A 24,385-nucleotide genomic window follows, 5' to 3' on the forward strand; every position below is an offset into this window, starting at 1 on the left:
GCCGCATAGGTTGCACCGAGTATCCAAAGGGAGATAGCGAATGGCATTGATCACATTGCGGCAACTGCTCGACCATGCGGCGGAGAACGACTACGCGCTGCCGGCGTTCAATGTGAACAATCTGGAATACATTCAGGCCGTCATGCGCGCCGCCGATGCGACCGACAGCCCGGTCATCCTCCAGGCAAGCCGTGGCGCCCGCTCCTACGCCGGTGACGCGTTCCTGCGCCACCTCATCCTGGGTGCCGCGGAAGAATATCCACATATCCCGGTCTGTTTGCATCTCGACCACGGCGACCAGCCGTCGACCTGCATCTCGGCCATCACCAACGGCTTCACCTCCGTCATGATGGACGGCTCGCTGGAGAAGGACGGCAAGACCGTTGCCAGCTATGAATACAATGTCGCCGTCACCGCGGAAGTCGTGAAGATCGCGCATGCGGCCGGCGTTTCGGTCGAAGGCGAACTCGGTTGCCTCGGCAACCTTGAGACCGGCGCAGGCGACAAGGAAGACGGCCACGGCTTCGAAGGCAAGCTGTCGCGTGAAGAACTGCTGACCGACCCGGACCAGGCGCTCGACTTCGTCAGCAGGACCGGCGTCGACGCGCTGGCCGTCGCGATCGGCACCAGCCACGGCGCCTACAAGTTCACCCGCGAGCCCGATGGCGACATCCTGTCGATCGAAACGATCGCCAAGATCAACAAGAAGCTGCCGAACACCCACCTCGTCATGCACGGTTCGTCGTCGGTGCCGAAGGATCTGCAGGATCTCTTCAACACCTATGGCGGCAAGATGAAGCCGACCTGGGGCGTTCCGGTCTCGGAAATCCAGAAGGCGATCCCGCTCGGCGTGCGCAAGGTCAACATCGACACCGACCTGCGTCTCGCCATGACCGGCACGATCCGCAAGAACTTCGCCGAAAACCCGGAGAACTTCGACCCGCGCACCTATCTGAAGCCGGCAACGGCGCTGATGACCGAAGTGTGCCGCGAGCGCTTCGAAGCCTTCCGCACCGCCGGCAAGGCCTCGAAGATCCGCACGCTGCGCCTGCCGGAAATGGCAAAGCGTTACGCGGCTGGCTGATCCGCCGCTCGTCGCCCCGCCGCTGTCGGCAGTCTCAGCGGGGTGATGTGAGTAAAAAACCGACGATCGGCGCGCGCCCCGCAAACCGGGGCGCGCGCCGATCTCGTTCGGTGGTGCTGTCCGCTCATCGCGGACAAGAGGAAAACGCTAGAATCTCCGTTTCCGCCAACGGCCGCCCGATCTGGCCGCAACCGCTCAAAGAGCGCCGGCATCAGTCACGCACCACGCTGGACAAGGGTTGCCTCTGCACTAATCCGTTAGGATGAATTGCGCGCAAATCGCGCGGATGTACCATGTGCGCGTGCGGCTGCGGCGAAGGCGTCGCAATCGCACGGTGTCCCTGAGCCTCTGCTCAGTTGGCAGAGGCCCCTGTCTCTAGCGGCCGCTGCTCGGTCGATAGTGTCGGGCCGAGAGTTACCCCTGGATCTGATTTGTCTGGTCGTAGTTTCGCGCAGAGCGAGCCCTATCGGCCAGCGCGTTCGAGGAATGCCACGACGTAGCGTTGCAAGCGCATTGTGATTCAATTCTCAACCGAACGAGAAGGATTGTTGCGATGTCCAGAGCGCCAGCCGTCCTGCCTGAGCACAAAAAAGCTTCGAACCTCGGCAGGGTATCCAGAACAGACCTATCGATCAGCAGACGCCTCGCGCGGGGAATGCTCGCGCTCGCCGTTCTGACTGCAATACCAAGCACCGTCACGTGGGCGCAGGGCCCGGATGGCGCAAATATGCGATACAGCAAGGAAGCCTTGCAGCAGGCATTGCAGACGAGAGAACAGTACGATCTCTCTGGCCTGCGCTTCGCCATCGCAAAGTCCACCTTGCGGGCCGGCGCTGAACTTCTTGACGACGTTGCCGCCGTGCTGAAGAGGTTCCCTGACTGGAGCTTGAGGATCGTCGTCCATACCGATGCGAGCGGCGGCGGGGAAGCCAACCAGCGTCTCTCTCAGGAACGTGCCGAAATGATCAAGGCCGCTCTGGTCAAGAGAGGGGTTCCCGCCGACAGGCTGATAGCCTCCGGTGCCGGTCAGATGATGCCGGTTGCCAGCAACAATACGGCGGAAGGTCGGGCGCTCAATCGCCGGGTCGAGCTCGTGAGAGTGACCGACTCGCCGGAAGCCAAGAAGTTGCTCAAGGCGATGTCCGACTACCTGGCCGCTCAGAAGGCCCTGTCGTTCAGCTATGATTCCAATCTTCAGGTCATCACCAGCGCAGGCCAGAAGCTTGGGCTATCGAGTTCCGGCACCGTGAACCTCAGCCGGCCGGACAAGGTGCATACGACCCGTTCCGGTGGGTTTGTCGATACCGAGACCCTGTTTGACGGGAAAACGCTCACGCTTCTCGGAAAGAACGTCAACAAGTACACCCAGGTGGAAATGCAAGGGACAGTCGATCAGCTGATCGACGAGTTGAGGGACAAGCATGGGCTGCCACTGCCGGCTGCAGACCTGCTGATGACCAATGCCTATGACGAACTGATGAAGGGCGTCTATGACGCCAAGGATTTGGGAAGCGGCGTCATCAACGGCCAGGAATGCGACTCCCTGGCGTTTCGCAAGGACGACGTGGATTTCCAGATCTGGGTCGCACACGGCGAACAACCGTATCCCTGCCGGTTGGTCATCACCTCCAGCAAGGTCAAGGGCGGGCCGGAATACAGCCTCCAGATCAGGGACTGGAAATCCGGAGACGGCGTGCCCGCGGATGACTTTGCTTTCAAGAACGCGACGAATGCCGAAAAGGCTGATGTCGCCGACCTCAAACAGACCTTGAGCGAACTGCCGGACAACTTCGTTGTGGGAGATAAAAAATGAGCTTCTGCAAACGCACGGGAATCATCTGGCTCTTTCTGGCCGCCGCACTCATCATGGGCGACTTGACGAGCGAAGCGCTGAGCATAGCGATCCCCACCTTCGTCTCTCCTGCCATTGCCAGGGTAGGACGACCGCTGACGCCGGTCAGCGTGGCGGGCGTTGCCCGTCGCACGACTCGACGTTGCGCGGCCGGTGTCTATAACTGCTAGAAACGGTTCGATTGCTGAGGGAACAACAGACTGCTGAGCGGGTGCGCCGCTCAGCAGCACACGTGATTGACCGCCTTCCGGCAGAAGTGCCGCGCACACTGCGGCACCCGCCAACCGGGTTGTTCGAGTTCGCGCAATCCTGAATATTAGCGTATAATCATGTCTCCTATCTCATGCGGGGCAAGCTGGCGATCGGGCATGGCAGAGACGTGGCGCGCCGCGAGGACTGCGCAAGGCGGCTTCGGTTTCGAGGTGATGGCGTCGGCCATCGTCGGGGGGCAAGGTCACATGAACTGGAGCAGGCTGTATCGGTTCAAGAACTACATGCGGTCCTCGCTCTGGATCATCCCCTTCTTTGCGCTTATCGTGGAGCAGGTTCTGTTTCGCACGGTGATGGCGCACGATGACTGGACAACCTGGGTGCCGCCGTGGCCCTTGAGCGTCGAGGGTACCGTCGCTGCGATGCAAGCGATCATCAGCCTCGCGCTTTCCTTCATCGTCTTCACGTTTGGGTCGCTGCTCGTTGCGATCCAGATCGCCAGCGGTCAATTGACGCCGCGCATCATCGCCATCACGCTTCTGCGCGACAACGTCATTCGTTTCACCGTGGGCCTGTTCATCTTCACGCTGCTCTTTGCGATCGGGGTGATCAGTCGGGTAAACGCATCGGCCCCGCCCTCGATCGTCTGGATCTCCGGCGTCCTCGGCGTCCTCTCATTGGCCGCCTTCCTCTATTTCATCGATTACTCCGCCCGTCTCTTGCGTCCGGTCAGCATCATCCACCGTGTTGCCGAGCAGGGTTTCGCCATGATCGAAGCCGTGTACCCCGACAATCTCAGGGAGACGAGCGAAGAGCCGCCGCCAAACGGTTCACTTGGCCCGCCCGATCGGGTGGTCACGCATATCGGCTCCTCAGACATCGTTCTCGCCGTGGACATGAAGTTTCTGGCAAGCCGGGCGGCGCGGGCTGGCGGTATCGTCGAGCTGGTCGCCCGTATTGGTGACTTCGTCTCCTATGGGCAGCCGCTCTTTCGGCTCTATGGCGGCGCCAAGACGATCTCGTCCCACGATCTTCGCAGCAGCGTGGCCTTCGGGCGCGAGCGGACGGTCGAACAGGACCCGACCTTCGCCTTCAGGATCATTGTCGACATCGCCACCAAGGCGCTTTCCAAGGCGATCAATGACCCGACGACGGCGGTTCTGGCCATTGACCAGCTGCATCGTTTGCTGCGCAGCGTCGGCAACCGTAACCTGCGCAACGACAGCGTCTTTGACCCGCAGGGCCGCCTGCGCGTGATGTTCAGGACTCCGGATTGGGGAGATTTCGTACAGCTGACATGCCGCGAGATCAGGATCTACGGCGCCGATAACCTGCAGATCGCGCGAAGGCTGCACGCCATGATCGACAATCTCGAGGAGGTCCTGCCCGATTGCCGGAAATCCGTCCTGCGCGTCGAACGCGAGCTGCTCGACCGGATGATCGACAAGGTCTACCTGCTGCCGGAAGACGCGGCACTTGCAAGGATCGCGGATACCCAGGGGCTCGGCGGGTCGGTTAACGCGTGAGCGTCCGGCTAGAATGTCGGCGGCGTATTGACCCAGAGAAGCACGGTTTCGCCGTCGTGACGGTTTGCCCAGGCGTGCCGCCGCTTGCTTTCGAAATAGAGCGAGTCGCCGACGCCGAGGTCGTAGAATTGGTCGCTGTCGAGAATGAACTCGACCCGGCCGGAGAGGACATAGACGAACTCTTCGCCCTCGTGCCCATAGGCGCCTTCGCTGGACGCGCCGGGCTCCAGCACGAAGCGGTGGCAGTCCATCTGGTTGCGGCCATCGGCCAAAAGCTGCACCGTGACGCCGGGGGTCGTGCGCGGCCATGTCCGCCATTCGCCGGCCCGAACGACGGCGCGCGCATCCGCCTCCTCTTCACCGGCGAGGCTGGAAACGGTGGTGCCGAAGAATTCAGCGATGTTGTGCAGCACCGCGACCGAGACGCCCTGCGAGGTGCGCTCCAGCGTCGAAAGCACCGAGGCGGCGATGCCGATCTCACAGGCGACCTGCTCCAGCGTCTTGCCGGCGGCGTGCCTGAGGCTGCGCAGCTTGCGCCCCACCTGGTTTTCAGGGCCGTCGCTCGCCGCCGATGTGGGCTGGTCGTCCGCAGCCCCTTCAGCGTCCAGCGCCTCACGGATCGCAGCCGGATTGAGACCGCGCTCGGCCCGGAACCAGGAGATGCGCTTCAATCGGGCAAGATCGTTCTCGGTGTACTGCCGATGTCCCGTCGGCGAGCGCTCGGGCACAACGAGACCCTGCGTCTCCCATAGTCTCAGCGTCGAGGCGGAAACCCCCGCCAATCGTGCCGCTTCGGCGACCTTGTAGCGCACTGCGCCCATTCCAATTTCCCTTTACCGCCCAGCGGCGCTGCCCGAATCCTTGCAATTCCGGCGTGTCCGCAACCTTAGCCGCCGCGATCGAGATCTGACAAGAACGGCGCATCAGCAACCGTGGTGTCTCGATCACCAAATTTGATTTGCAATCGACTGTGAAAGGTGTACCACTTCCACAATAAACTTGCAGAAAAAATGCAATATATTAGCTCCAGACGACAGGAACGCGCCATGACCAGCCTCACCGACCGCAAGAACGCCGCCATCTCGCGCGGCGTCGGCATGACCACCCAGATCTACGCCGATCGCGCGGAAAATTCGGAAATCTGGGACAAGGAAGGCAATCGCTATATCGATTTCGCCTCCGGTATCGCCGTGGTCAACACCGGCCATCGCCACCCGAAGGTCATCGAAGCGGTCAAGGCGCAGATCGATCGCTTCACCCACACCTGCCATCAGGTCGTTCCTTACGAAACCTACGTGCACCTCGCCGAGCGCCTCAATGCGCTGACGCCGGGCGACTTCGCCAAGAAGACGATCTTCGTGACAACAGGCGCCGAGGCTGTCGAAAACGCCGTCAAAATCGCCCGTGCTTCGACCGGCCGCCAGGCCGTCATCGCCTTCTCGGGCGGCTTCCACGGCCGGACCTTCATGGGCATGGCGCTCACCGGCAAGGTCGTTCCCTACAAGGTCGGCTTTGGCGCGATGCCGGGCGACGTCTTCCACGCCCCCTTCCCGATCGAACTGCACGGCATCACCACCGAACAGTCGCTCGCCGCATTGAAGAAGCTCTTTGCTGCCGACGTCGATCCGGGCCGCGTCGCTGCGATCATCCTTGAGCCGGTGCAGGGCGAAGGTGGTTTCTACCCCGCGCCCGCCGCCTTCATGAAGGCGCTGCGCGAAATCTGCGACCAGCACGGCATTCTGCTCATCGCCGACGAAGTCCAGACCGGCTTTGCCCGTACCGGCAAGATGTTTGCGATGGACCACCATGATGTCGCGCCCGACCTCATCACCATGGCGAAAAGCCTTGCCGGTGGCTTCCCGCTCGCAGCCGTCACCGGCCGCGCTGAAGTCATGGACGCACCGGCTCCGGGCGGCCTTGGCGGCACCTATGGCGGCAACCCGCTCGGCATCGCTGCAGCCCATGCCGTGCTTGACGTCATCGCTGAGGAGAAACTTTGCGAACGCGCCGAACAGCTTGGCGGCCGCCTTAAGCAGCGCCTTGCCGCGATCCGCGAGCAGGCACCTGAAATCGTCGACATCCGTGGCCCCGGCTTCATGAACGCCGTCGAGTTCAACGACGTGAAGACCCACCTGCCGAGCGCCGATTTTGCCAACAAGGTGCGCCTGATCGCACTGGAAAAGGGCCTGATCCTCTTGACCTGCGGCGTGCACGGCAACGTCATTCGCTTCCTGGCGCCGATCACCATCCAGGACGAAGTCTTCGCCGAAGCGCTCGACATTCTCGAAGCCTCGATTCTCGCGGCGCGCCCTTGATCCTCGACCGGGCGCCCGCCAACGCGGTTGCCCGGTGCATAATTCCTCAATTCGGAATCGACTTGAGGGCAAAATTATGCAGCAATTCAAAGTGCTACGGCGACCTTAGCGCGTCTTGAAGGACGCGCGTCGCTGTGGGCGCTGCGCGCCAATTTCAGACGCGCAATGCTCGGGTGCCGGGATAAGTCGGTGCCCGCAAGAACAAGCAAAAGCGGGCCTGCCGTCTCGCGGCAGGCCATCGCCGGAGGATGCCCGCCATGACCTTGACCCCCGCCTTGACCAAGCACTTGCGTGACGCCGACCTGTTCGCATCGCTTCATACCGTTCCGGAGGCCGGCAGAAACTGGGCGGGCGCGACCTTCGATGTCTTCAATCCATCGACCGGCGAAAAGCTAGCAACGCTTCCGGACATGGGCATCGACGAGGCCCATGCGGCAATCGAAGCTGCTGCCGAAGCGCAGGTTCTCTGGGCGGCAAAACCCGCCAAGGACCGGAGCGCCGTGCTTCGCCGCTGGTACGACTTGATCGTCGCGCATGCGGACGATCTTGCAGCCATCCTGACGGCCGAGATGGGAAAACCGATCGGCGAATCGAAGGGTGAAGTGCTGCATGCAGCTGCCTATGTCGAGTGGTATGCGGAAGAGGCCAAGCGCATCTATGGCGAAACCTTCCCGGCCCCGGCCAACGACCGGCGCATGCTTGTGATCAAGCAGCCCGTCGGCGTCGTTGGTACGATCACGCCGTGGAACTTCCCGGCTTCGATGGTCGCCCGCAAGATTTCGCCGGCCCTTGCCGCCGGCTGCACCATCGTCTTGAAGCCGGCCGAACAGACACCGCTCGTTGCCGGCGCGATGTTCGTGCTCGCCGAAAAAGCCGGCTTCCCCACCGGCGTCGTCAACCTGCTCTATGCCGCAGAAGGTGCCGCGATCGGCCGCGAACTTTGCAGCAATCCCAAGGTGCGCAAGATCAGCTTCACCGGCTCGACCGAGGTCGGGCGGCTGTTGATGCGGCAATGCTCCGACCAGATCAAGAAGGTCAGCCTCGAGCTCGGCGGCAACGCCCCCTTCATCGTCTTCGACGACGCCGACATCGACGAAGCGGTGGACGGCGCCATCCAGGCAAAATTTCGCAATGCCGGCCAGACCTGCGTCTCGGCCAACCGCATCTATGTGCAATCGGGCGTACACGATGCCTTTGCCGAGAAGTTCGTCAGGCGCGTCGCCGAACTGACCGTCGGCGACGGCTTTACGCCTAGCGTTACACTCGGCCCGATGATCGACAAGCACGCGATCGAGAAAATCGAGGCCCACGTCGCCGACGCCGTTTCCAAGGGCGCCAAGGTGCGCGCAGGCGGCCACCGGATCGGCGCGTCGGGCACCTTCTTCGAGCCGACTGTTCTCACGGGCATTTCAACCGACATGCGCGTCGCCCAGGAAGAAACCTTCGGCCCGATCGCCCCGATCATCCGCTTCGAGACGGCCGAGCAGGTCATCGCCGAGGCCAATGACACGATCTACGGTCTTGCCGCCTATTTCTACGCCGAGAACCTGAAGCGGGTCTGGCATGTGGCCGAAGCGCTGGAATACGGCATGGTCGGCATCAACACCGGCCGCATGTCCTCGGAAGCCGCGCCCTTTGGCGGCATCAAGCAATCAGGCATCGGCCGCGAAGGCTCGCGCCACGGGCTCGAGGACTATCTGGAAATGAAATATCTTTGCATGGGCAATATCTGACCCGTGCGGAGACCCGGCGGCTAAAGCGCGTCGCGATCTTTCAGGATCGCCCCCGCGCTTTACGCCGTTGATTTGCCGCATGTCGCAACCGCAAAACTGCTGCGCACCTTTGCGCGACGAGCTTAGTCGATGATGTGGTAGCCACCGTCGACATAGAGCACCTGCCCAGTGATCAGACGGGCGGCGTCATGCGCAAGGAAAGCGGTGGCCGCGCCGACGTCGTCGATGTCGATCAGCTCGCGGCTCGGCGATTTGACCTTGGTCTTTTCGAGCAGCGCGTCGAATTCCGGAATGCCGGAGGCGGCGCGGGTCGCCAGCGCGCCCGGCGAAATCGCATGCACGCGGATCCCCTTTGGGCCGAGTTCGGAGGCAAGATAACGCACGGCGCTTTCCAGCGCCGCCTTGGCGACGCCCATGATGTTGTAGTTTTCCACCACCACCTGCGAGCCATGATAGGTCATGGTGAAGAGCGTGCCGCCGTTCTTCATCAGCGGCTCGGCGAGATGCGCCATGCGGATGAAGGACCAGCAGGAAATATCCATGGTCTTCAAAAAACCCTCGCGTGGGACATCGACCACCCGGCCGCCGAGCGCGTCCTTCGGCGAAAAGGCGATCGAATGGACGACGAAATCGAGTTCGCCCCAGATCTTCTCGATCTCTTCGAACACCGCTTCCATCTGGCCCGGCACCGCAACGTCAAGCGGCAGGAAGATCGGCGCTTCGATTTCGCGAGCCAGGGGCTCGACATGAGGTTTTGCCTTGTCGTTCAGATAGGTCACGGCGACTTCCGCCCCGAAAGCGCGGAAAGCGCGGGCGCAGCCCCAGGCGATCGACCGATCGTTGGCAATGCCGACGATCAAGCCCTTGCGGCCATCGAGAAGTTTGGCCTTTGCGACAGGAATGGACATCAATCGTCTCCGATGGATCAGGCTGCGCGGGATTTAAGCAGAGAAAGCGTGTGGCGAGCGATCATCAGTTCTTCGTCCGTCGGGATGACGTAGAGCGCGACGCGGCTCGAAGGCGTCGAAATCAGCGTGGCGCCCGCCTCGTTGGCGACACGATCGAGTTCGGCGCCGAGCCAGGCGATGTTCTCAGCGATGCGAGCGCGGATCGGGGCGGAGTTTTCCCCGACGCCCGCCGTGAAAACCAACGCGTCGACGCCACGAAGCGCCGCCGCAAGCATCCCGACATTGAGCCCCGAGCGATAGACGAAGTGGTCGATGGCAAGCTTGGCGTGAGGATCCGCGCTTGAAAGCAGATCGCGCATGTCGTTCGACACGCCCGAGAGACCCTTGAGGCCGGCCTCGTGGTAGAGCAGATCGGAAACGGCCTGGGCACTCATGCCGCGCTGCAGGATGAGATAGAGCACGACGCCCGGATCAAGCTGGCCGGGCCGGGTTCCCATCGGCAGACCGTCGAGGGCGGTAAAGCCCATCGTGCTCTCGACGCTGTGACCATTGCTGAGGGCGCACATCGAGGCACCGCTGCCGAGATGCGCGACGATGACGCGACCACCTGCGACCTGAGGCGCTACATCCCGCAGTCGCTCGGAGATGTATTCATAGGAAAGGCCGTGGAAGCCGTAGCGCCGCACGCCTTCATCATAGTAGCTGCGCGGCATCGCGTAGCAGTTCACCTCTTGCGGGTGACCGTGGTGAAAGGCCGTATCGAAACAGGCGACCTGCGGCACATCCGGATTGATCGCCATCGCCTGGCGGATCGGCGCCAGATTGTTGGGCTGGTGCAGCGGCGCCAGATCCTGGTAGCTCGCGAGGCGATCAAGGACGTTCGCGTCGATCAGCACCGGCGCGGCATAATCGGGACCGCCGTGCACCACGCGATGGCCGACCGCCCGCAGGGTGAAGCCTTCCAGCGTCAGCAGCCAATCGCGCGCCGCCGCGATCGCCGCCGGCAGATCGCCAACGACGTCGGCATCATAGCTCTTGTCGGTCAGCGTGCTGCCGTCGGCCGCTTTCGCCTGCAGGCGGGGACGCGTGCCGATGCCACCGATCTGGCCCTTGATCTGGCGTTCGAGCCCTTGATCCGTGATCCCGAACACCTGGAACTTCAGGCTCGACGATCCGGCGTTGACGACGAGAAGCGCATCCATGGTCACACCGCCGCAACTTGCGCGGCCCGGCGCCGCGCCGCGTAGAGCGAGGCGACGGCGCAGGAGGCGAGACGCGTGCGCACGGAGTCCGCCCGCGACGTCAGCACGATGGGCACGCGCGCTCCAAGCACGATGCCGGCAGCGTCGGCGTGCGACAGGAAGGTAAGGTTCTTGGCGAGCATGTTGCCCGCCTCAAGGTCCGGCACCACCAGAATCTGGGCGCGACCGGCCACGGCGGAGGTGATGCCCTTGATCCTTGCTGCCTCCGGGTCGATCGCGTTGTCGAAGGCAAGCGGACCGTCGAGCAGGCCGCCGGTGATCTGGCCGCGCTCGGCCATCTTGCAGAGTGCGGCCGCCTCGATCGTCGAGGGGATCTTCGTCGTCACGGTCTCGACCGCCGAAAGAATGGCGACCCGCGGCTCACCGAGGCCGATCGTCACCCAGAGATCGATGGCGTTCTGCACGATGTCGCGCTTGGCTTCGAGGTCCGGGAAGATGTTGATGGCGGCATCGGTAATGAATAGCGTTTCGCTATGCCCCGGCACGTCCATGATGAAGACGTGGCTGATCCGTCGGTCAGTCCTGAGCCCGGTTGCCGACGCCGCGACCTCCTTCATCAACTCGTCGGTGTGCAGGCTGCCTTTCATCAACAGCTCGCCCCACCCTTCCCGGATCATCGCCACCGCTTTGGCCGCCGCCGCATGGCTGTGCGGCGCATCTACGATCTCACTCTGGCCGAGGTCGAGTCCATATTCTGCGGCAACGCTGCGGATCTTTGCCTCCGGCCCGACCAAAACGGGCGCGATCAAGCCCATTTGCGCGGCCTCGAGCGCACCGCGCAGGGACGTCTCGTCACAGGGATGCACGACAATGGTGACCGCCGGCGTTTCGTCTCGCGCGGTGGCGATCAGGAGATCGTATTTGGACTGCCCAACCGGCAGTTCAGTTACCTCGGACAAGTCGATTCCCCCTATCAGGATGCATTGCGGTTGCGAATGGTCTTACCCGCTGCGATCGGAACCGGCGGCTCACTGTCCAGGCGAAATAGCGCGGCAACCTGCTGCAACCGCTCGGCAGCCACGCCCATCACGGCCCCGGATGCCTCCAGGATCTCACGAAGAGCCGTAAAGGCGGTGCGACGCTCCTCGACCGCTTCCGGCAGCAGCTTCGGAAGAGCGGCGAGTGCCGCCGCCTCGTCGATCAGCAGCATGAAATACTGCTCCCGCATAACGGTCTTGAAGTCGGCCAGGCTCAGTTGCTTTGCTTCCGGATGGGAAAGCCGGAGCCGGCGAATGGCCTCAAAGCCGCGTTCATCAGCGCCGCCGCGCGCCATGCCGACAAAAATCAGAGCTCTGGCAAGGCCTTCACACGTTCCGCCCTCTGCCATCTGGGCCTTGAGTTCGGCGATCCGCGCCTTGACGAGTTCCCGGTGCAGCAGGCTCTTCTCCGCCTTTCGCGGCGGCTGCTTTGTGTTGGTGTCGACACCGAGTGCGGCCTGCAGGCTCGGAGCGCCGTAGAGGGCGTGGAAGCTCTGCTCCGAAAGGTACTCGGCCGTCCGCCGCCAGCTCTCGAGGCCGTCGACGATCTGCTGTGACAGCGCCTCCTGCCAGGCGATAAACGGGTTGCCGGCGGCGGCAGGTTCCCGGTTTTCGCGCACATGGTCCGTCAGCGCCGACGTCCAGGCCATGAACGGATTGTCCGGTCCGAAAAGCGCATATTGCAGGCGCAGCGGATGCATGTTGCGCATCGCCTCTGCCACGGGCGGCGTCGCCGCCGCCTTGACCATCGGCTGCAGGTAGGTGCGGTAGAGCGCCAGATTGATCTCCGAGAGCTTCGCCGCGGCGGCGAAACGCCTGTCGTCCTCGATGTCGTTGCCGCCGAGTGCGCGGATGTCCTCAAGAGTGCGCGACTCGCAGCGCATCAGCCATTCGCCGGAGACGAGCGCCCGGCCCTCGACCGTTTCGCTTGCCGGCGTCAGCACCGCCTCGTAAAGCCCCGGCGGCAGAACGTCGATCAGCTCGATGTTGGAGGCGAATTCATCGTGTTCCTTCCTGGCGACGCCCGCCGAGACGAAGATGCCGAGATGGCCCACGGTCTCGTGCACGGTATAGACGATCGTCTGGCCGTAGGCGCGGATCTCGTCGACGCTGTCGTAGAGATCGAGGATCCAGTCAAGCGCCTGTTGCGGCGGGGTGATGTTGTCGCCCGTCGAGCAGAAGACCACGATCGGCGAGCGAATGTTGCGCAGGTCGATCGCGGTGCCGTCGGAGGTTCGTATTTCGCCGGCCGCGAGCTTGTTGCCCACGAAGAGCTCATCGACGATGAACTGCATCTCCTCTGCATTGAGCGTGACATGGCCGCCCCACCAGCGTTCGAAGCCGAGGTAGCGTGCCGCTTCCGTGTCGATCTTCGAAAAGAGATTGTACTGCTTGGTCCAGAGCGTGTTCGCCGGATTCTGGTTCTCGAAGTTCTGCACCAGCCAGGCGCCGTCAAAAATGCCACCACCGAGGTCGCCGGTCAGCGCCGTCAGCCAGCTGCCGCCGAGAAGCCCGCCGGAATAACGCATCGGGTTCTGCCCGCGCACGCCCGCCCAATAGGAAAGCGGCGCGCCGGCAATGATGATCGGGCCGAACAGTTCGGGCCGCAGCGCCGCAACGATCGTGACCGCCCAGCCCGCCTGGCAATTGCCGATCACGCAGGGCTTGCCATCTGCCTGCGGATGGCGGGCGATGACGGTTTCGAGAAAACCGGCTTCGGCCAGCGCGATGTCCTCGATCGTCTGGCCCGGAACAGGATCCGGCAGGAAGCCGATGAAATAGCAGGGATGGCCCGCTTTCAGCGCCACGCCGATCTCGCTGTCAGCCTTGAAGCCGCCGATGCCGGGGCCGTGCCCCGCCCGGGGATCGACGACAACGAAGGGACGCTTCGTCGGATCGATCGTGATACCCTCGGGCGGAACGATGCTGACCAGAGCATAGTTCACCGGCCGGGCGAGCGTGCGCCCATCGGTAACAAGTTGGGCCTCGAACTCCAGCACATTCGGCGCGGTCTGGGTGCGGTGTTCCTCATATTGCGCCCCACGCTGGCGCATCACATCGAGAAAGAGGACCGAACGCTGCCAGGCATCGAGCGAATAGGAATAGGCATCTGCGAAAGTCGGGATGGTCGGGCTCGTGGAATGCTTGGGCATGATGTCCACTCCTCGGTGCGATTGAAGGTCGGCCCCGTTTCCAGAGCCAATAGAACAACGCAATTCGTCTCGCATTGACCTTAGTCAAAGAGACAGGCGGCAGGCCGCGATATGAACTCGGCATGATAACCCAAGGCCATTGCTCGGGTCGAAGCAGCATAACTGCGGAGTGTTACGGCGATTTGTCGCCCGCGCGAATTCTTCGCCGTGGACCCCGTTGAAGAAGCATCGTTTCGCCAGCGTTCACTGATCTTTCGCACTGCAGCATTATCCAGAAATGGGGAGCGCGCAAGTCAGGCCTTGAAATTCCGAACACCGCTTGCCAATTGGGGCGAAACCCAAAGGAGTTGCCAGGCAATGAGCGAAATCGAAATGTCCGTAGAGAAACATGTCTTCGAAGCCGATGTGGCGCGACTGCTCCATTTGATGGTGCATTCTGTCTATTCCGACAAGAACGTCTTCCTCCGCGAACTGATTTCGAATGCCGCGGATGCCTGCGAGAAGCTGCGCTACGAAGCGATCGTCTCGCCGGAGCTTCTGGCCGGTGACCCGACCCCGCGCATCACGCTGAAGCTGGACGAGGAAAACAACCGGCTCGTCGTCGAGGACAACGGCATCGGCATGAGCCGCGACGAGCTGGTCGAAGCGCTCGGCACGATCGCCCGCTCGGGCACGCGCGCCTTCATGGAGCGTATCGAAGCCGCCCAGGGCAAGGAGGGCGCGCAGCTCATCGGCCAGTTCGGCGTCGGCTTCTATTCCGCCTTCATGGTCGCCGACAAGGTGGACGTGGTATCGCGTCGCGCCGGTTCCGAGCATGCCTTCCTGTGGTCGTCCGACGGCAAGGGCAGCTACACCGTTTCTGCAGCAGAGCTTGCCGACGCCCCGGCGCGCGGCACGCGCATCACGCTGCACCTGATGGAAGACGCGAAGACCTACACATCGCGCTGGACCGTCGAGCGCGTCGTCAAGGACCAGTCCGGCCACGTGCCTGTGCCGATCTCGATTCTCGAAAAGCCCGATGCGGAACCGGTCCAGGTCGGCGACGGCACCGCGCTCTGGACGAAGCAGAAGAGCGAGATCAGCAAGGAAGACTACGCCGATTTCTATCGAGGCGTCGCCGGCCAGTATGACGATCCGGCGCTGACGGTGCATTTCCGCGCCGAAGGCCGGCACGAATATACGGCCCTTGCCTTCGTGCCTGGTTCGAAGCCCTTCGATCTGTTCGACCCGGACCGCAAGGGCCGGATGAAACTCTACGTCAAGCGCGTCTTCATCACCGACGAAGCGGAATTGCTGCCGCGTTACCTGCGCTTCGTGCGCGGTCTCGTCGATACCTCCGACCTGCCCTTGAACGTCTCGCGCGAGATGATCCAAGAAAGCCCGCTGCTCGCCAGCATCCGCAAGGGCGTGACCAACCGTGTGCTGACGGCGATCGAGAAGCTTGCGGAAAACGAGACCGAGACCTTCGACAAACTCTGGGAAAACTTCGGCAGCGTGCTGAAGGAAGGCATCTACGAAGACTACGAGCGCCGCGAACAGCTGGTGGCGCTGTCGCGCTTCCGTACCACCACGTCGGATGAGAGCCAGCGCAGCCTTGCCGATTACGTCAAGGACATGAAGGACGGCCAGTCGGCGATCTATTACCTGACCGGCGACAATCTCGCCCAACTCAAGGCCTCGCCACAGCTCGAAGGTTTTCGCGCCCGCGGCATCGAGGTGCTTCTCCTGACCGATCCGGTCGATAGCTTCTGGGTGACGTCAGCACCGGATTTCGACGGCAAGCCCTGGAAGTCGATTACGCAAGGGGCGGCCGATCTCAGCGCCATCGCCAAGCCCGAAGGCAGCAAGGAAGAGGCGCCGCAGGCGAGCCAGCTGGTCATCGACTTCGTCGCCTTTGCCAAGGAAACCCTCGGCGCGGCCGTCTCGGACGTGCGCACCTCCGACCGCCTGACTGAAAGTGCGGTCTGCCTGGTGGCACCGGAACACGGCCCCGACCGCCAGCTCGAAAAGATGCTGCAGGGCGCCGGTCGTCTCGACGATGCCCCCAAGCCGATCCTCGAAATCAACCCGAGCCACGCGCTGATCACCGCCATGGCCGCAAGCCCCGCCGGCGATACGGCGTTCCGCACGGACGCCGTTCAACTCCTGCTCGACCAGGCGCGCGTGCTCGACGGCGACAAGCCGCAGGACCCGCGCGGCTTCGCCGAACGGCTGTCGCGCGTCTTCGACCGCGCCCTCAAGGCCTAACGGAAAAGCCCTGGAAATCTCTCCTATTTCCAGGGCTTTTCGCTGTTTTCTTCAGGTCGCGCCTCAACGGGACGCTCAGCATCTCACGCTGCGTTAGTCACGCTACGACGCGTCCATCCCGATTTCGGCCAACACTTCGGCCGTATGCTCCCCAAGCCGCGGCACGCCACGCTCAAGCGCAAGCTCGGCGGCCGAAAACCGGATCGGCGTCCGGACCCCGGGCGAGGTACCGGCAGCAGCACCCGAATGCGGCGTATCCACCCGCATCTGCCGATGCTCGATCTGCGGATCGGCAAAGACGTCGGCGACCGTGTTGATTGGCCCGCCGGGCACACCGGCATCTTCCAGCAACTTCAACAGCGTGTCGCGCTCGATCTTCGCCGTTTCGGCTGACAGTTCCGGCGTCAGCGTGTCCCGGTTCTGCACGCGAAGCGCATTGGTCAGATAACGCTCGTCAGTCGCAAGATCCGACCGTCCGAGCAAGGTGCAGAACTTCACGAACTGCCGGTCGTTTCCGACGGCAACGATCAGGTGACCATCGGATGTAGGGAAGACCTGATAGGGCGCGATGTTCGGGTGCGCATTGCCGAGCCGGCGCGGCGCCTTGCCGGAGACCAGAAAATTCAGCGCCTGGTTGGCGAGCACGCCAGTCATGCAGTCGAGCAGAGCCATGTCGATCTGCTGCCCCTCGCCGGTGCGCTCGCGCTGGGCAAGCGCCGCCTGCACGGCGATCACGCCATAGAGCCCGGTGAAGATATCGGCAAAGGCGACGCCGATCTTCTGCGGCTCGCGATCGGGCTCGCCGGTCAGGTCCATGATGCCGCTCATGCCCTGGACGATGTAATCGTAGCCGGCGCGATGGGCATAGGGGCCATCCTGGCCAAAGCCGGTGACCGAGCAATAGATCAGCCCCGGATTGATCTTCTTCAGGCTCTCGTAGTCGAGCCCATATTTGGTAAGCCCGCCGACCTTGAAGTTTTCGAGCAGCACGTCCGACTGGGCGGCAAGGCGGCGCACGGCCTCCCTCCCTTCCTCGGTCGTGAAGTCGAGCACGACGGAGCGCTTGCCGCGGTTGCAGGCGTGGAAATAGGCGGCGTCCAGCTTCTCGCCGTCCTCGCCCGCAACGAAGGGCGGGCCCCAGGTGCGGGTGTCATCGCCATCAGGGCTTTCCACCTTGATGACGTCGGCACCGAGATCGGCCAGCGTCTGGCCGATCCATGGGCCTGCAAGAATGCGGGCCAGTTCGAGCACACGAATGCCCTTCAGCGGCGCTTCCATGACGGCGCCGCTCAAAAGAAGGCCTGGAGGCCGGTCTGGGCGCGGCCGAGGATCAGCGCGTGAACGTCATGCGTGCCCTCGTAGGTGTTGACGGTCTCGAGGTTCACCATGTGGCGCATGACCTGGTATTCCTCGGAGATGCCGTTGCCTCCGTGCATGTCGCGGGCCATGCGGGCAATGTCGAGCGCTTTGCCGCAATTGTTGCGCTTGACGATCGAGATCATTTCCGGAGCCATGCGGCCTTCGTCCATCAGGCGGCCGACGCGCAGCGAGCCCTGCAGGCCGAGCGTGATCTCCGTCTGCATGTCGGCGAGCTTCTTCTGGAAGAGCTGCGTCTGGGCGAGCGGGCGGTTGAACTGCTTGCGGTCGAGACCATACTGGCGCGCCGCATGCCAGCAGAATTCGGCAGCACCGAGCGCACCCCAGGAAATGCCGTAGCGGGCGCGGTTGAGGCAACCGAACGGACCCTTGAGGCCCTCGACATTCGGCAGCAGGGCCTCCTCGCCGACCTCGACATTGTCCATGACGATCTCGCCGGTGATCGACGCACGCAACGACAGCTTGCCGGCGATCTTCGGGGCGGAAAGGCCCTTCATGCCCTTTTCGAGCACGAAGCCACGGATGGCGCCGCCATGCGCTTCCGACTTCGCCCACACCACGAAGACATCGGCGATCGGTGCATTGGAGATCCACATCTTCGAACCGACGAGGCGGTAGCCGCTCTCGGTCTTGATTGCGCGGGTCTTCATGCCGGCCGGGTCAGAACCAGCGTCCGGCTCGGTCAGACCGAAGCAACCGATCCACTCGCCGCTGATCAGCTTCGGCAGGTATTTCTGCTTCTGCTCCTCGGAGCCATAGGCATAGATCGGATAGATCACCAGCGACGACTGCACGCTCATCATCGAGCGGTAGCCCGAATCGACGCGCTCGACTTCGCGGGCAACCAGACCGTAGGCAACGTAGGAAGCGCCGACGCCGCCATAGGTTTCCGAAACGGTGACGCCGAGCAGGCCAAGCTCGCCCATTTCGCGGAAGATCTCCGGATCGGTCGATTCTTCGCGGTAGGCGTCGATGACGCGCGGCTGCAGACGGTCCTGCGCATAGGCCCGCGCGGTGTCGCGGATCATGCGCTCGTCCTCGGTCAACTGATCGTCGAGGAGGAACGGATCATCCCATTGAAATTGCGTCTTGCCGGCCATGTTTCTCTCCCATCGGATTATTCAGCTCACGTTATCGCAAGGGGTGCATGGCGTTTCAAACGAAATTGAGGCACCGCCTCATGCGTCCGGGGAATGGCCCCTCGTCCGGCTTTGCGCGGCCTTGTTGCAAAATCGCTGGAATATGACGACAAGAAGAGATGTCTTTCGCTCTGCCTGCCCTCCTTGCAGACCGAATGCCAGTGCAACGCCAGAGATCAGAAGCAAGCCACGACCATGGCCAATGACCGCCTCGAACGCTTCGCCCACAATCTCGACTGGAACCTGCTGCGCACCTTCGTCGTGCTCGTCGAGGAAGGCAGCATCACGGCAGCGGCCAACCGGTTGCTCCTGCAACAGCCGGCCGTCAGCATGGCGCTGAAGCGGTTGGAACAGACCGTCGGTCAGAAGCTCATCGACCGCCGTCCCGGACGTTTCAACCTGACGGATGCCGGTGCCCGGCTGCATGCCCAGTGCCGCGATATCTTCGCAGCGGTCATCCGTCTGCCGAACGTTCTTGAAACCGCCGGCGATGAGATTACCGGCCATCTCAACATCCACTCGGTCAGCCACGCCCACAATCCCGCCTGGGACCGCAAGCTCGAAAGCTTCTTTCGCCTGCACCCCAAGGTGACCCTGTCGGTCACGGTCGCAACGACCGTGGATGTGTTGAGTGCCGTCGAACGCAATGTCGCGACCATGGGCCTTTGCGACGGCAACATTCCCGACTGGCTGAACAGTCGCTTTCACGTGCGCGAGCGCTATGCGCTCTATTGCGGCAGAAGCCATCCGCTGTTCGGGGTCGAAGGCGTCGACTTCAACGATCTCAGGGGCAATCCCTACATCGCCTTCATCGCCGACGTTCTCGGCGGCCAGCACATGAACTCGGTAACCGCCGTGCGCGCGGTCGGGTCTTTCGGTCAGCAGGTCCGCGCCGTCTCCTGCAATGTCGAAGAGGTGATGCGACTGATCGCCTCCAATGTCGGCATCGGCATGCTGCCGGATCACCTGGCATCACCTGCCGTCGCGGCGGGCCAGCTCTGGCAGCTGCCACCCTATAGCGATCTGCCGACCACCGACGTCTTTCGCATTTCCAATCCGAACGCGATCCTCAATCCGGCAGAAGCCGCATTTCTTGCCCATGTGGCCGACACGGAGCCGCTGGATCACTGCCTCGACGCCGCCTGACCATCATCAGAATTGATAGTCGCCTTTCCGGTTATAAATTTGAACGCGGATGTCGCCTTGCCTATGGTCCGACCGACAACCAACGGAGGCGGGACATGCAGGACTACGACGTGGCGATTATTGGCGGTGGAATTGCCGGCCTGTCGCTGGCCTATTTCCTGGCGCCGCATCGCTCCGTCGTGGTGATCGAGCGGGAGGAAGGGCTCGGCTATCACAGCACCGGTCGCTCGGCGGCGGAGTTCGTGCTTCGCTATAATGCGCCGGAAGTCTGTGCGCTCGCGGCGATTTCCAAGGGCTTCTTCGACAACCCGCCCGAAGGCTTCTCCGAAATCGCGTTGCTCAAGCAGCGCGGCGGCGTGATGATCGCCAATGCCGAAAAGCTTGCGCGGTTCGAAGAGGTGTTTGCCGCGGAGAGCCGTGCAACCGCCGAAATTGAACGGCTGAGCGTCGATGAGGCGATCGCACGCGTGCCGATCCTGCGCGGCGACTATGTGGCGGCGGCCTTTTACGATCCGCAGTTCTGGGACATCGAAGTCGAGAACCTGTTGCAGGGTTACGTCCGGGGCGCGCGCCGCCATGGTGCCGCGATCATCGAGCGCTCGGACGTGCTGGCACCGCGCCGAGACGGCGACCGCTGGGTTCTGGCTACGAGTACCGGCGAGGTTGGCGCCAAGACGATCGTCAATGCCGCCGGCGGCTGGGCCGATCCCGTCGCGCAATCGTTCGGCGTCGCCACCGTCGGCATCGTGCCGCATCGCCGCACGGCAATCACCGTCGACCTGCCCGAAAGCGTCGATGCGCTGACGCTGCCCGAAATCAACGAGATCGACGAAGACTTCTACATGAAGCCTGAAGGCGGGCGACTGCTTTCCTCGCCTGCCGACGCAACGCCGTGCGAGCCGGCCGACGTCCAGCCGGAGGAGATCGACGTCGCCTGGGCCGCGCACTACGTCGAGGAGGCGACAACCGTGCCGGTGCGCCGTATCTTCAAGAGCTGGGCCGGCATGCGCAGCTTCTCGCCGGACAAGCTTCCGGTGATCGGCTTTGCCCGCGAGCGCCCGGACTTCTTCTGGCTCGCCGGCCAGGGCGGCTATGGCATCCTCACCTCACCGGCGCTCGGCGCATTCGCCGCAAGCCTTCTCGTCGGTGCACCCGCGCCCGAGGGCTTTGAAGCGGCCGGGCTCGACGCCTCGACGTTCAGCCCGGCCCGGCTGGAACGCTAACTCGAGCGGGGTTGCGGACCCAACCGCAGATCTCCCGTCGGGGGCTGGTTGCGCCCGGGCACCCCAAAGCAAACGACGCGCCGAGCCGACTGCCGGCGCCCCGGCCACCGTATCGCCACATCGTTCTGGAAACCTCCGCCTCGTCGCGCGCCCAAGCGGATCGCCGGCACCGAGGTTTCTTAGTGACGGATAAACGATGTCCACCATGAAGGAATATTCCCGCCGGCTGCTGGCGCGGCAGGCCCCCGATCTCCTGACGCAACTCTACCGCTGGTCCCGCTCCAGCCTTTTCCGCGAGGAGCGCCGAACCAGCACGCGCGCCTTCATCGAGGCGCAGTATCGCGGCAAAACCGGACGGGTGCTCGAAGTCGACAGGCCGCGGGGACTGAGCGAAAAGCTCAATGCGCTGAAGCTTCTGCCTGCGACGGACTTGCAGACGATCTGCGCCGACAAAATCCGGGTGCGCGACTACGTTGCCGAGCGCGTCGGCGCGGATCTGCTCATCCCCGCCATCCTCGCAACCTATCGGCTGAGGGACATAACGCCCCGTAACATCCGGCAGGATGCTTTTGTCCTCAAGACGAACCACGACTTCGGCGGCGTGGTAATCTGCCGGGACAGGAACGCCTTCGACTGGGGTGCCGCCCGAGCGAAGCTCGCCGACCATCTGGCGTTCAACCATTGGTATCGGCACCGGGAGCCGGTGTATCGGGACATCCGGCCGGGCGTTCTCGTCGAAGAGTTTCTCCACGCAGATAGTCCCGATGGCTTGCGCGAGTTCAAGATCTTCTGTTTCCACGGTCGGCCGGATTTCATCATGGTCATCCGCGAGAAGGACGGCGTGCGCACCAAGACGGTCTTCGACACAGATTGGCAGCCGTTGCCGGTGCGTCGGCGCGGCGCGCCGTGCGAACGGGAAGCGATCGCCGCACCCCAGTCCCTTCGCACCCTGCTCGATGTCGCGACGGAACTCGCTGCACCCTTCGCTTTCAGCCGCGTCGATCTCTACGAGAATTTCGGTCGGGTTCTGTTCGGAGAAATCACCTTCTTCCCGGAGGGCGGCATGGATGTTTTCGAACCTTATGAGTGGGAACTGCGCTTCGGGGATCTGCTGCGATTGCCGACAGCGGAACCAGGAGAGGAGGCCCACACCTGATGCTGCAAACTTTGGTTCGACAGACGATCGTCACACGCCGTCTTCGCTTTCTGAAAAGCCACGCGCGGCGCTACTGGTCAGACAGCGCTTCCACCGAGGTGCGGCAGTTGGCGCCGCTGCAGCGCATCCAGGACATTCTGGCTGGCTTCGACCCCAAGGAGGCCGACTGGTATCGCCAGATCCGCGGTGATGTCAGGGGCGTCGTCACCAATTGCGAAAGAGAGCAGCACCTGCATGGCCTAAACGGCCACTATGCCTATGTGCTGGACAACAAGGCCGTGTTCACCGAGCTTCTCGTCTCGGCTCAACTGCCCACGCCGCAGATCTTCGCCTGCTACTTCGCAGATCGGTGGTATTGGCGCGATGAAAAACGAAGCGCTTTCCACGACGAACTCGCCGCTCGCGGCCGTTTCGTCATCAAGCCGACACTCGGATCGAAGGGGCGTTCGGTGCAGATCGGCACGACCCCGGACGCCGTCGACAGCTATCGCGGCGAAGACGCCATTCTCACCGGCTTCGTGCAGCAGGCCGATTATGCCCAGGTAATTTTTCCGGACGCCTTGAACACGATACGCCTGCTCATGCTGCGCGACGACGATGGCGCTCCGGTCCCGGCCGCCGCCATCCATCGCTTCGGCAGCGCGCGTTCGGTGCCGGTCGACAACTTCAGCGCCGGCGGCCTCGTCTCCAAGGTGGACCTGAAAACGGGGCGGCTTTCGCGCGCCGTTTCGATCGGCAAGGACAATCACGTCTGTCATCATGACTTGCATCCGGATACGCGGGCAGCGATGACCGATGTCGAGATCGCCCATTGGCCGGCGGTCCTGCGGCTCGTCGAGGATCTCGGCCGCGCCTTTCCCTATCTGCATTATGTCGGCTGGGACATTGCGGTGACGCCCGATGGACCGACTGTCATCGAGGGCAATGCGCATCCGAGCCTGCGCTTCTTTCAGCTTTATGATCGCCTGCTCGACGATCCACGACTACGCCGCATCTTTGCACGTTATATCCCCCGAGCCAACGGTGAGCCACTCTGATGGCCGTGCTCCCGATCATCGGCACCATCCGGCACCGCGTCTCCTTGCTGCGGCAGTTCTGGGCGCTGGAACGGCGCGGAAATGCCGGTCGCCCCAGGTTGCGGCTCCTGACCCGCGGGTTCTTGTCTAACCGCGCCTGGCTCTACCCTTTCGACCAGTTCCACCAGCACCTGTTTCTGACCGACCTCGAGGCCGAAGCGCGGTTGCCGCGGTTGAACAGCCCGGAGGCGATGGCGCTTCTCGGCGACAAGCTGCGGTTCCACCAATGGGCGGGCACGGGCACCTTTCCCGCATCCTGTCCGGAGTTGATCGGGATCATCGAGGATGGTGTCGCGAGACGGCTCGACGGCGGCCCGCTGCCGCGCGCCGAAGCCGACGGCCGCGCGATGATCGCAAAGCCGGTCGACGGCAGCGGTGGGCGAGGCGTCAAGCGCATAGCGTCGATCGATGACGTCGACCGACTTGGCCGCTATCTGATCGAAGCCGCCGTCGTGCAGCATCCCTACGCTTCCGCCATCTACCCGCACGCGGTCAACACGATCCGCGTCCTTGTCGGCCATGACGAGGCGACCGGGAAGACGGTGCTGCTCGGTGCCGCACACCGCTTCGGAACACAACGCTCGCGCCCGACGGACAACTTCAAGGCCGGCGGCATCGTTGCGCTGGTCGATCTCGAGAGTGGTCAGCTGACCGCTGCGATCGCCGATGATGGCTGTCCTGAAAGGACGATCTTCGATCGTCACCCCGAGACGGGCACTGCCATCGTTGGAACCATCATCCCACGTTGGAACGACATCAAGACGCTGGCGTTGCAATGCACGCGCGCTATCCCCGGTCTGAGCTATGTCGGCTGGGATATCGTGTCGACCGAAGCCGGCCCGGTCGTGATCGAGGGCAATGCCGCGCTGGCCAATCCCAACCTCATCCAATTCCATGAGCCGATGCTGCTTCGCAAGGAGGCGCGGGACTTCTTCGCTGCCAAGGGCACGATCAGCCCCCGCCGGGTAAAGCGCCTGCGCGCCTTCGCTGCCTGACGAGCG

The 24,385-nt window shown here is 63.1% G+C and carries 19 protein-coding genes; 12 read left to right on the forward strand and 7 right to left on the reverse strand.

All coding sequences use genetic code 11. The features are described 5' to 3' along the window. Window positions 1-40 precede the first annotated feature (40 nt). The 4 genes from fba to JVX98_RS01405 all read left to right on the forward strand — a co-directional run bounded on the left by fba (window position 41) and on the right by JVX98_RS01405 (window position 4,672). Window positions 41-1,084 (forward strand): class II fructose-bisphosphate aldolase, encoded by a 1,044-nt coding sequence (fba, locus tag JVX98_RS01390; protein WP_089043784.1) that lies wholly within the window; start codon window positions 41-43, stop codon window positions 1,082-1,084. A 655-nt stretch (window positions 1,085-1,739) separates the two neighbouring features. Next, complete coding sequence (locus tag JVX98_RS01395; RefSeq protein ID WP_205236949.1) at window positions 1,740-2,897, forward strand: DUF2092 domain-containing protein; 1,158 nt, start codon at window positions 1,740-1,742, stop codon at window positions 2,895-2,897. Further along, on the forward strand, window positions 2,894-3,106 hold the full coding sequence (locus JVX98_RS01400) for a hypothetical protein (protein WP_192449735.1): 213 nt from the start codon (window positions 2,894-2,896) through the stop codon (window positions 3,104-3,106). Before JVX98_RS01395 ends, JVX98_RS01400 begins: the two co-directional genes overlap by 4 nt. A gap of 198 nt (window positions 3,107-3,304) precedes the next feature. Continuing rightward, complete coding sequence (locus JVX98_RS01405) at window positions 3,305-4,672, forward strand: DUF2254 domain-containing protein (protein ID WP_371826503.1); 1,368 nt, start codon at window positions 3,305-3,307, stop codon at window positions 4,670-4,672. An 8-nt stretch (window positions 4,673-4,680) separates the two neighbouring features. On the opposite strand, the gene JVX98_RS01410 is transcribed toward JVX98_RS01405, so the two are convergent. Beyond that, window positions 4,681-5,493, reverse strand: a complete 813-nt coding sequence (locus JVX98_RS01410) for a MerR family transcriptional regulator (RefSeq protein WP_205236616.1) — start codon at window positions 5,491-5,493, stop codon at window positions 4,681-4,683. Between the two features lie 225 nt (window positions 5,494-5,718). Here JVX98_RS01410 and JVX98_RS01415 point away from each other — a divergent pair, with 225 nt between their 5' ends. Both JVX98_RS01415 and JVX98_RS01420 read left to right on the forward strand, forming a co-directional pair. Then, window positions 5,719-6,987, forward strand: coding sequence for a 4-aminobutyrate--2-oxoglutarate transaminase (locus tag JVX98_RS01415; protein WP_205236617.1), 1,269 nt, complete (start codon window positions 5,719-5,721; stop codon window positions 6,985-6,987). Window positions 6,988-7,244: 257 nt separating this feature from the next. Further along, complete coding sequence (locus JVX98_RS01420) at window positions 7,245-8,720, forward strand: NAD-dependent succinate-semialdehyde dehydrogenase (protein ID WP_192449732.1); 1,476 nt, start codon at window positions 7,245-7,247, stop codon at window positions 8,718-8,720. A gap of 122 nt (window positions 8,721-8,842) precedes the next feature. Here JVX98_RS01420 and fabI read toward each other — a convergent pair whose 3' ends face one another. Genes fabI through JVX98_RS01440 form a run of 4 tightly spaced genes read right to left on the reverse strand, consistent with a single transcriptional unit; the run spans window position 8,843 to window position 14,020 of the window. Next, complete coding sequence (gene fabI / locus JVX98_RS01425; protein ID WP_089043777.1) at window positions 8,843-9,628, reverse strand: enoyl-ACP reductase FabI; 786 nt, start codon at window positions 9,626-9,628, stop codon at window positions 8,843-8,845. Between the two features lie 17 nt (window positions 9,629-9,645). Further along, entirely contained in the window at window positions 9,646-10,830 is a 1,185-nt protein-coding gene (locus JVX98_RS01430) for an acetate/propionate family kinase (protein ID WP_205236618.1), read from the reverse strand. Between the two features lie 2 nt (window positions 10,831-10,832). Beyond that, window positions 10,833-11,789 carry a phosphate acetyltransferase gene (locus JVX98_RS01435; protein ID WP_192449730.1) on the reverse strand — a complete coding sequence of 319 codons (957 nt, stop codon included), beginning with the start codon at window positions 11,787-11,789 and terminating at the stop codon, window positions 10,833-10,835. 14 nt (window positions 11,790-11,803) lie between these two features. After that, a complete protein-coding gene (locus tag JVX98_RS01440; RefSeq protein ID WP_205236619.1) occupies window positions 11,804-14,020 on the reverse strand; it encodes a DUF3141 domain-containing protein in 2,217 nt (738 codons plus the stop codon). Between the two features lie 357 nt (window positions 14,021-14,377). On the opposite strand from JVX98_RS01440, the gene htpG reads away from it, so the two are divergent. Further along, window positions 14,378-16,267 carry a molecular chaperone HtpG gene (gene htpG / locus JVX98_RS01445; protein ID WP_205236620.1) on the forward strand — a complete coding sequence of 630 codons (1,890 nt, stop codon included), beginning with the start codon at window positions 14,378-14,380 and terminating at the stop codon, window positions 16,265-16,267. A 102-nt stretch (window positions 16,268-16,369) separates the two neighbouring features. On the opposite strand, the gene JVX98_RS01450 is transcribed toward htpG, so the two are convergent. Beyond that, the gene (locus JVX98_RS01450) at window positions 16,370-17,545 is read right to left on the reverse strand and encodes a CaiB/BaiF CoA-transferase family protein (protein WP_205236621.1); all 1,176 of its coding nucleotides are present in this window, start codon (window positions 17,543-17,545) and stop codon (window positions 16,370-16,372) included. Between the two features lie 11 nt (window positions 17,546-17,556). Further along, window positions 17,557-18,744, reverse strand: coding sequence for an acyl-CoA dehydrogenase (locus tag JVX98_RS01455; RefSeq protein ID WP_034799596.1), 1,188 nt, complete (start codon window positions 18,742-18,744; stop codon window positions 17,557-17,559). A gap of 234 nt (window positions 18,745-18,978) precedes the next feature. Here JVX98_RS01455 and JVX98_RS01460 point away from each other — a divergent pair, with 234 nt between their 5' ends. The 5 genes from JVX98_RS01460 to JVX98_RS01480 all read left to right on the forward strand — a co-directional run bounded on the left by JVX98_RS01460 (window position 18,979) and on the right by JVX98_RS01480 (window position 24,379). Then, window positions 18,979-19,929, forward strand: a complete 951-nt coding sequence (locus JVX98_RS01460; RefSeq protein ID WP_205236622.1) for a LysR family transcriptional regulator — start codon at window positions 18,979-18,981, stop codon at window positions 19,927-19,929. A gap of 95 nt (window positions 19,930-20,024) precedes the next feature. Beyond that, on the forward strand, window positions 20,025-21,152 hold the full coding sequence (locus tag JVX98_RS01465) for an FAD-binding oxidoreductase (protein WP_205236623.1): 1,128 nt from the start codon (window positions 20,025-20,027) through the stop codon (window positions 21,150-21,152). A gap of 196 nt (window positions 21,153-21,348) precedes the next feature. Then, window positions 21,349-22,308 (forward strand): ATP-grasp fold amidoligase family protein, encoded by a 960-nt coding sequence (locus tag JVX98_RS01470; protein ID WP_205236624.1) that lies wholly within the window; start codon window positions 21,349-21,351, stop codon window positions 22,306-22,308. Further along, window positions 22,308-23,345, forward strand: a complete 1,038-nt coding sequence (locus tag JVX98_RS01475; protein WP_205236625.1) for a sugar-transfer associated ATP-grasp domain-containing protein — start codon at window positions 22,308-22,310, stop codon at window positions 23,343-23,345. The genes JVX98_RS01470 and JVX98_RS01475 overlap by 1 nt, the downstream gene beginning before the upstream one ends. Beyond that, window positions 23,345-24,379, forward strand: a complete 1,035-nt coding sequence (locus JVX98_RS01480) for a sugar-transfer associated ATP-grasp domain-containing protein (RefSeq protein WP_205236626.1) — start codon at window positions 23,345-23,347, stop codon at window positions 24,377-24,379. Before JVX98_RS01475 ends, JVX98_RS01480 begins: the two co-directional genes overlap by 1 nt. Window positions 24,380-24,385 lie beyond the last annotated feature (6 nt).

This window comes from Ensifer sp. PDNC004, assembly GCF_016919405.1.
Taxonomy (GTDB): Bacteria; Pseudomonadota; Alphaproteobacteria; order Rhizobiales; family Rhizobiaceae; genus Ensifer.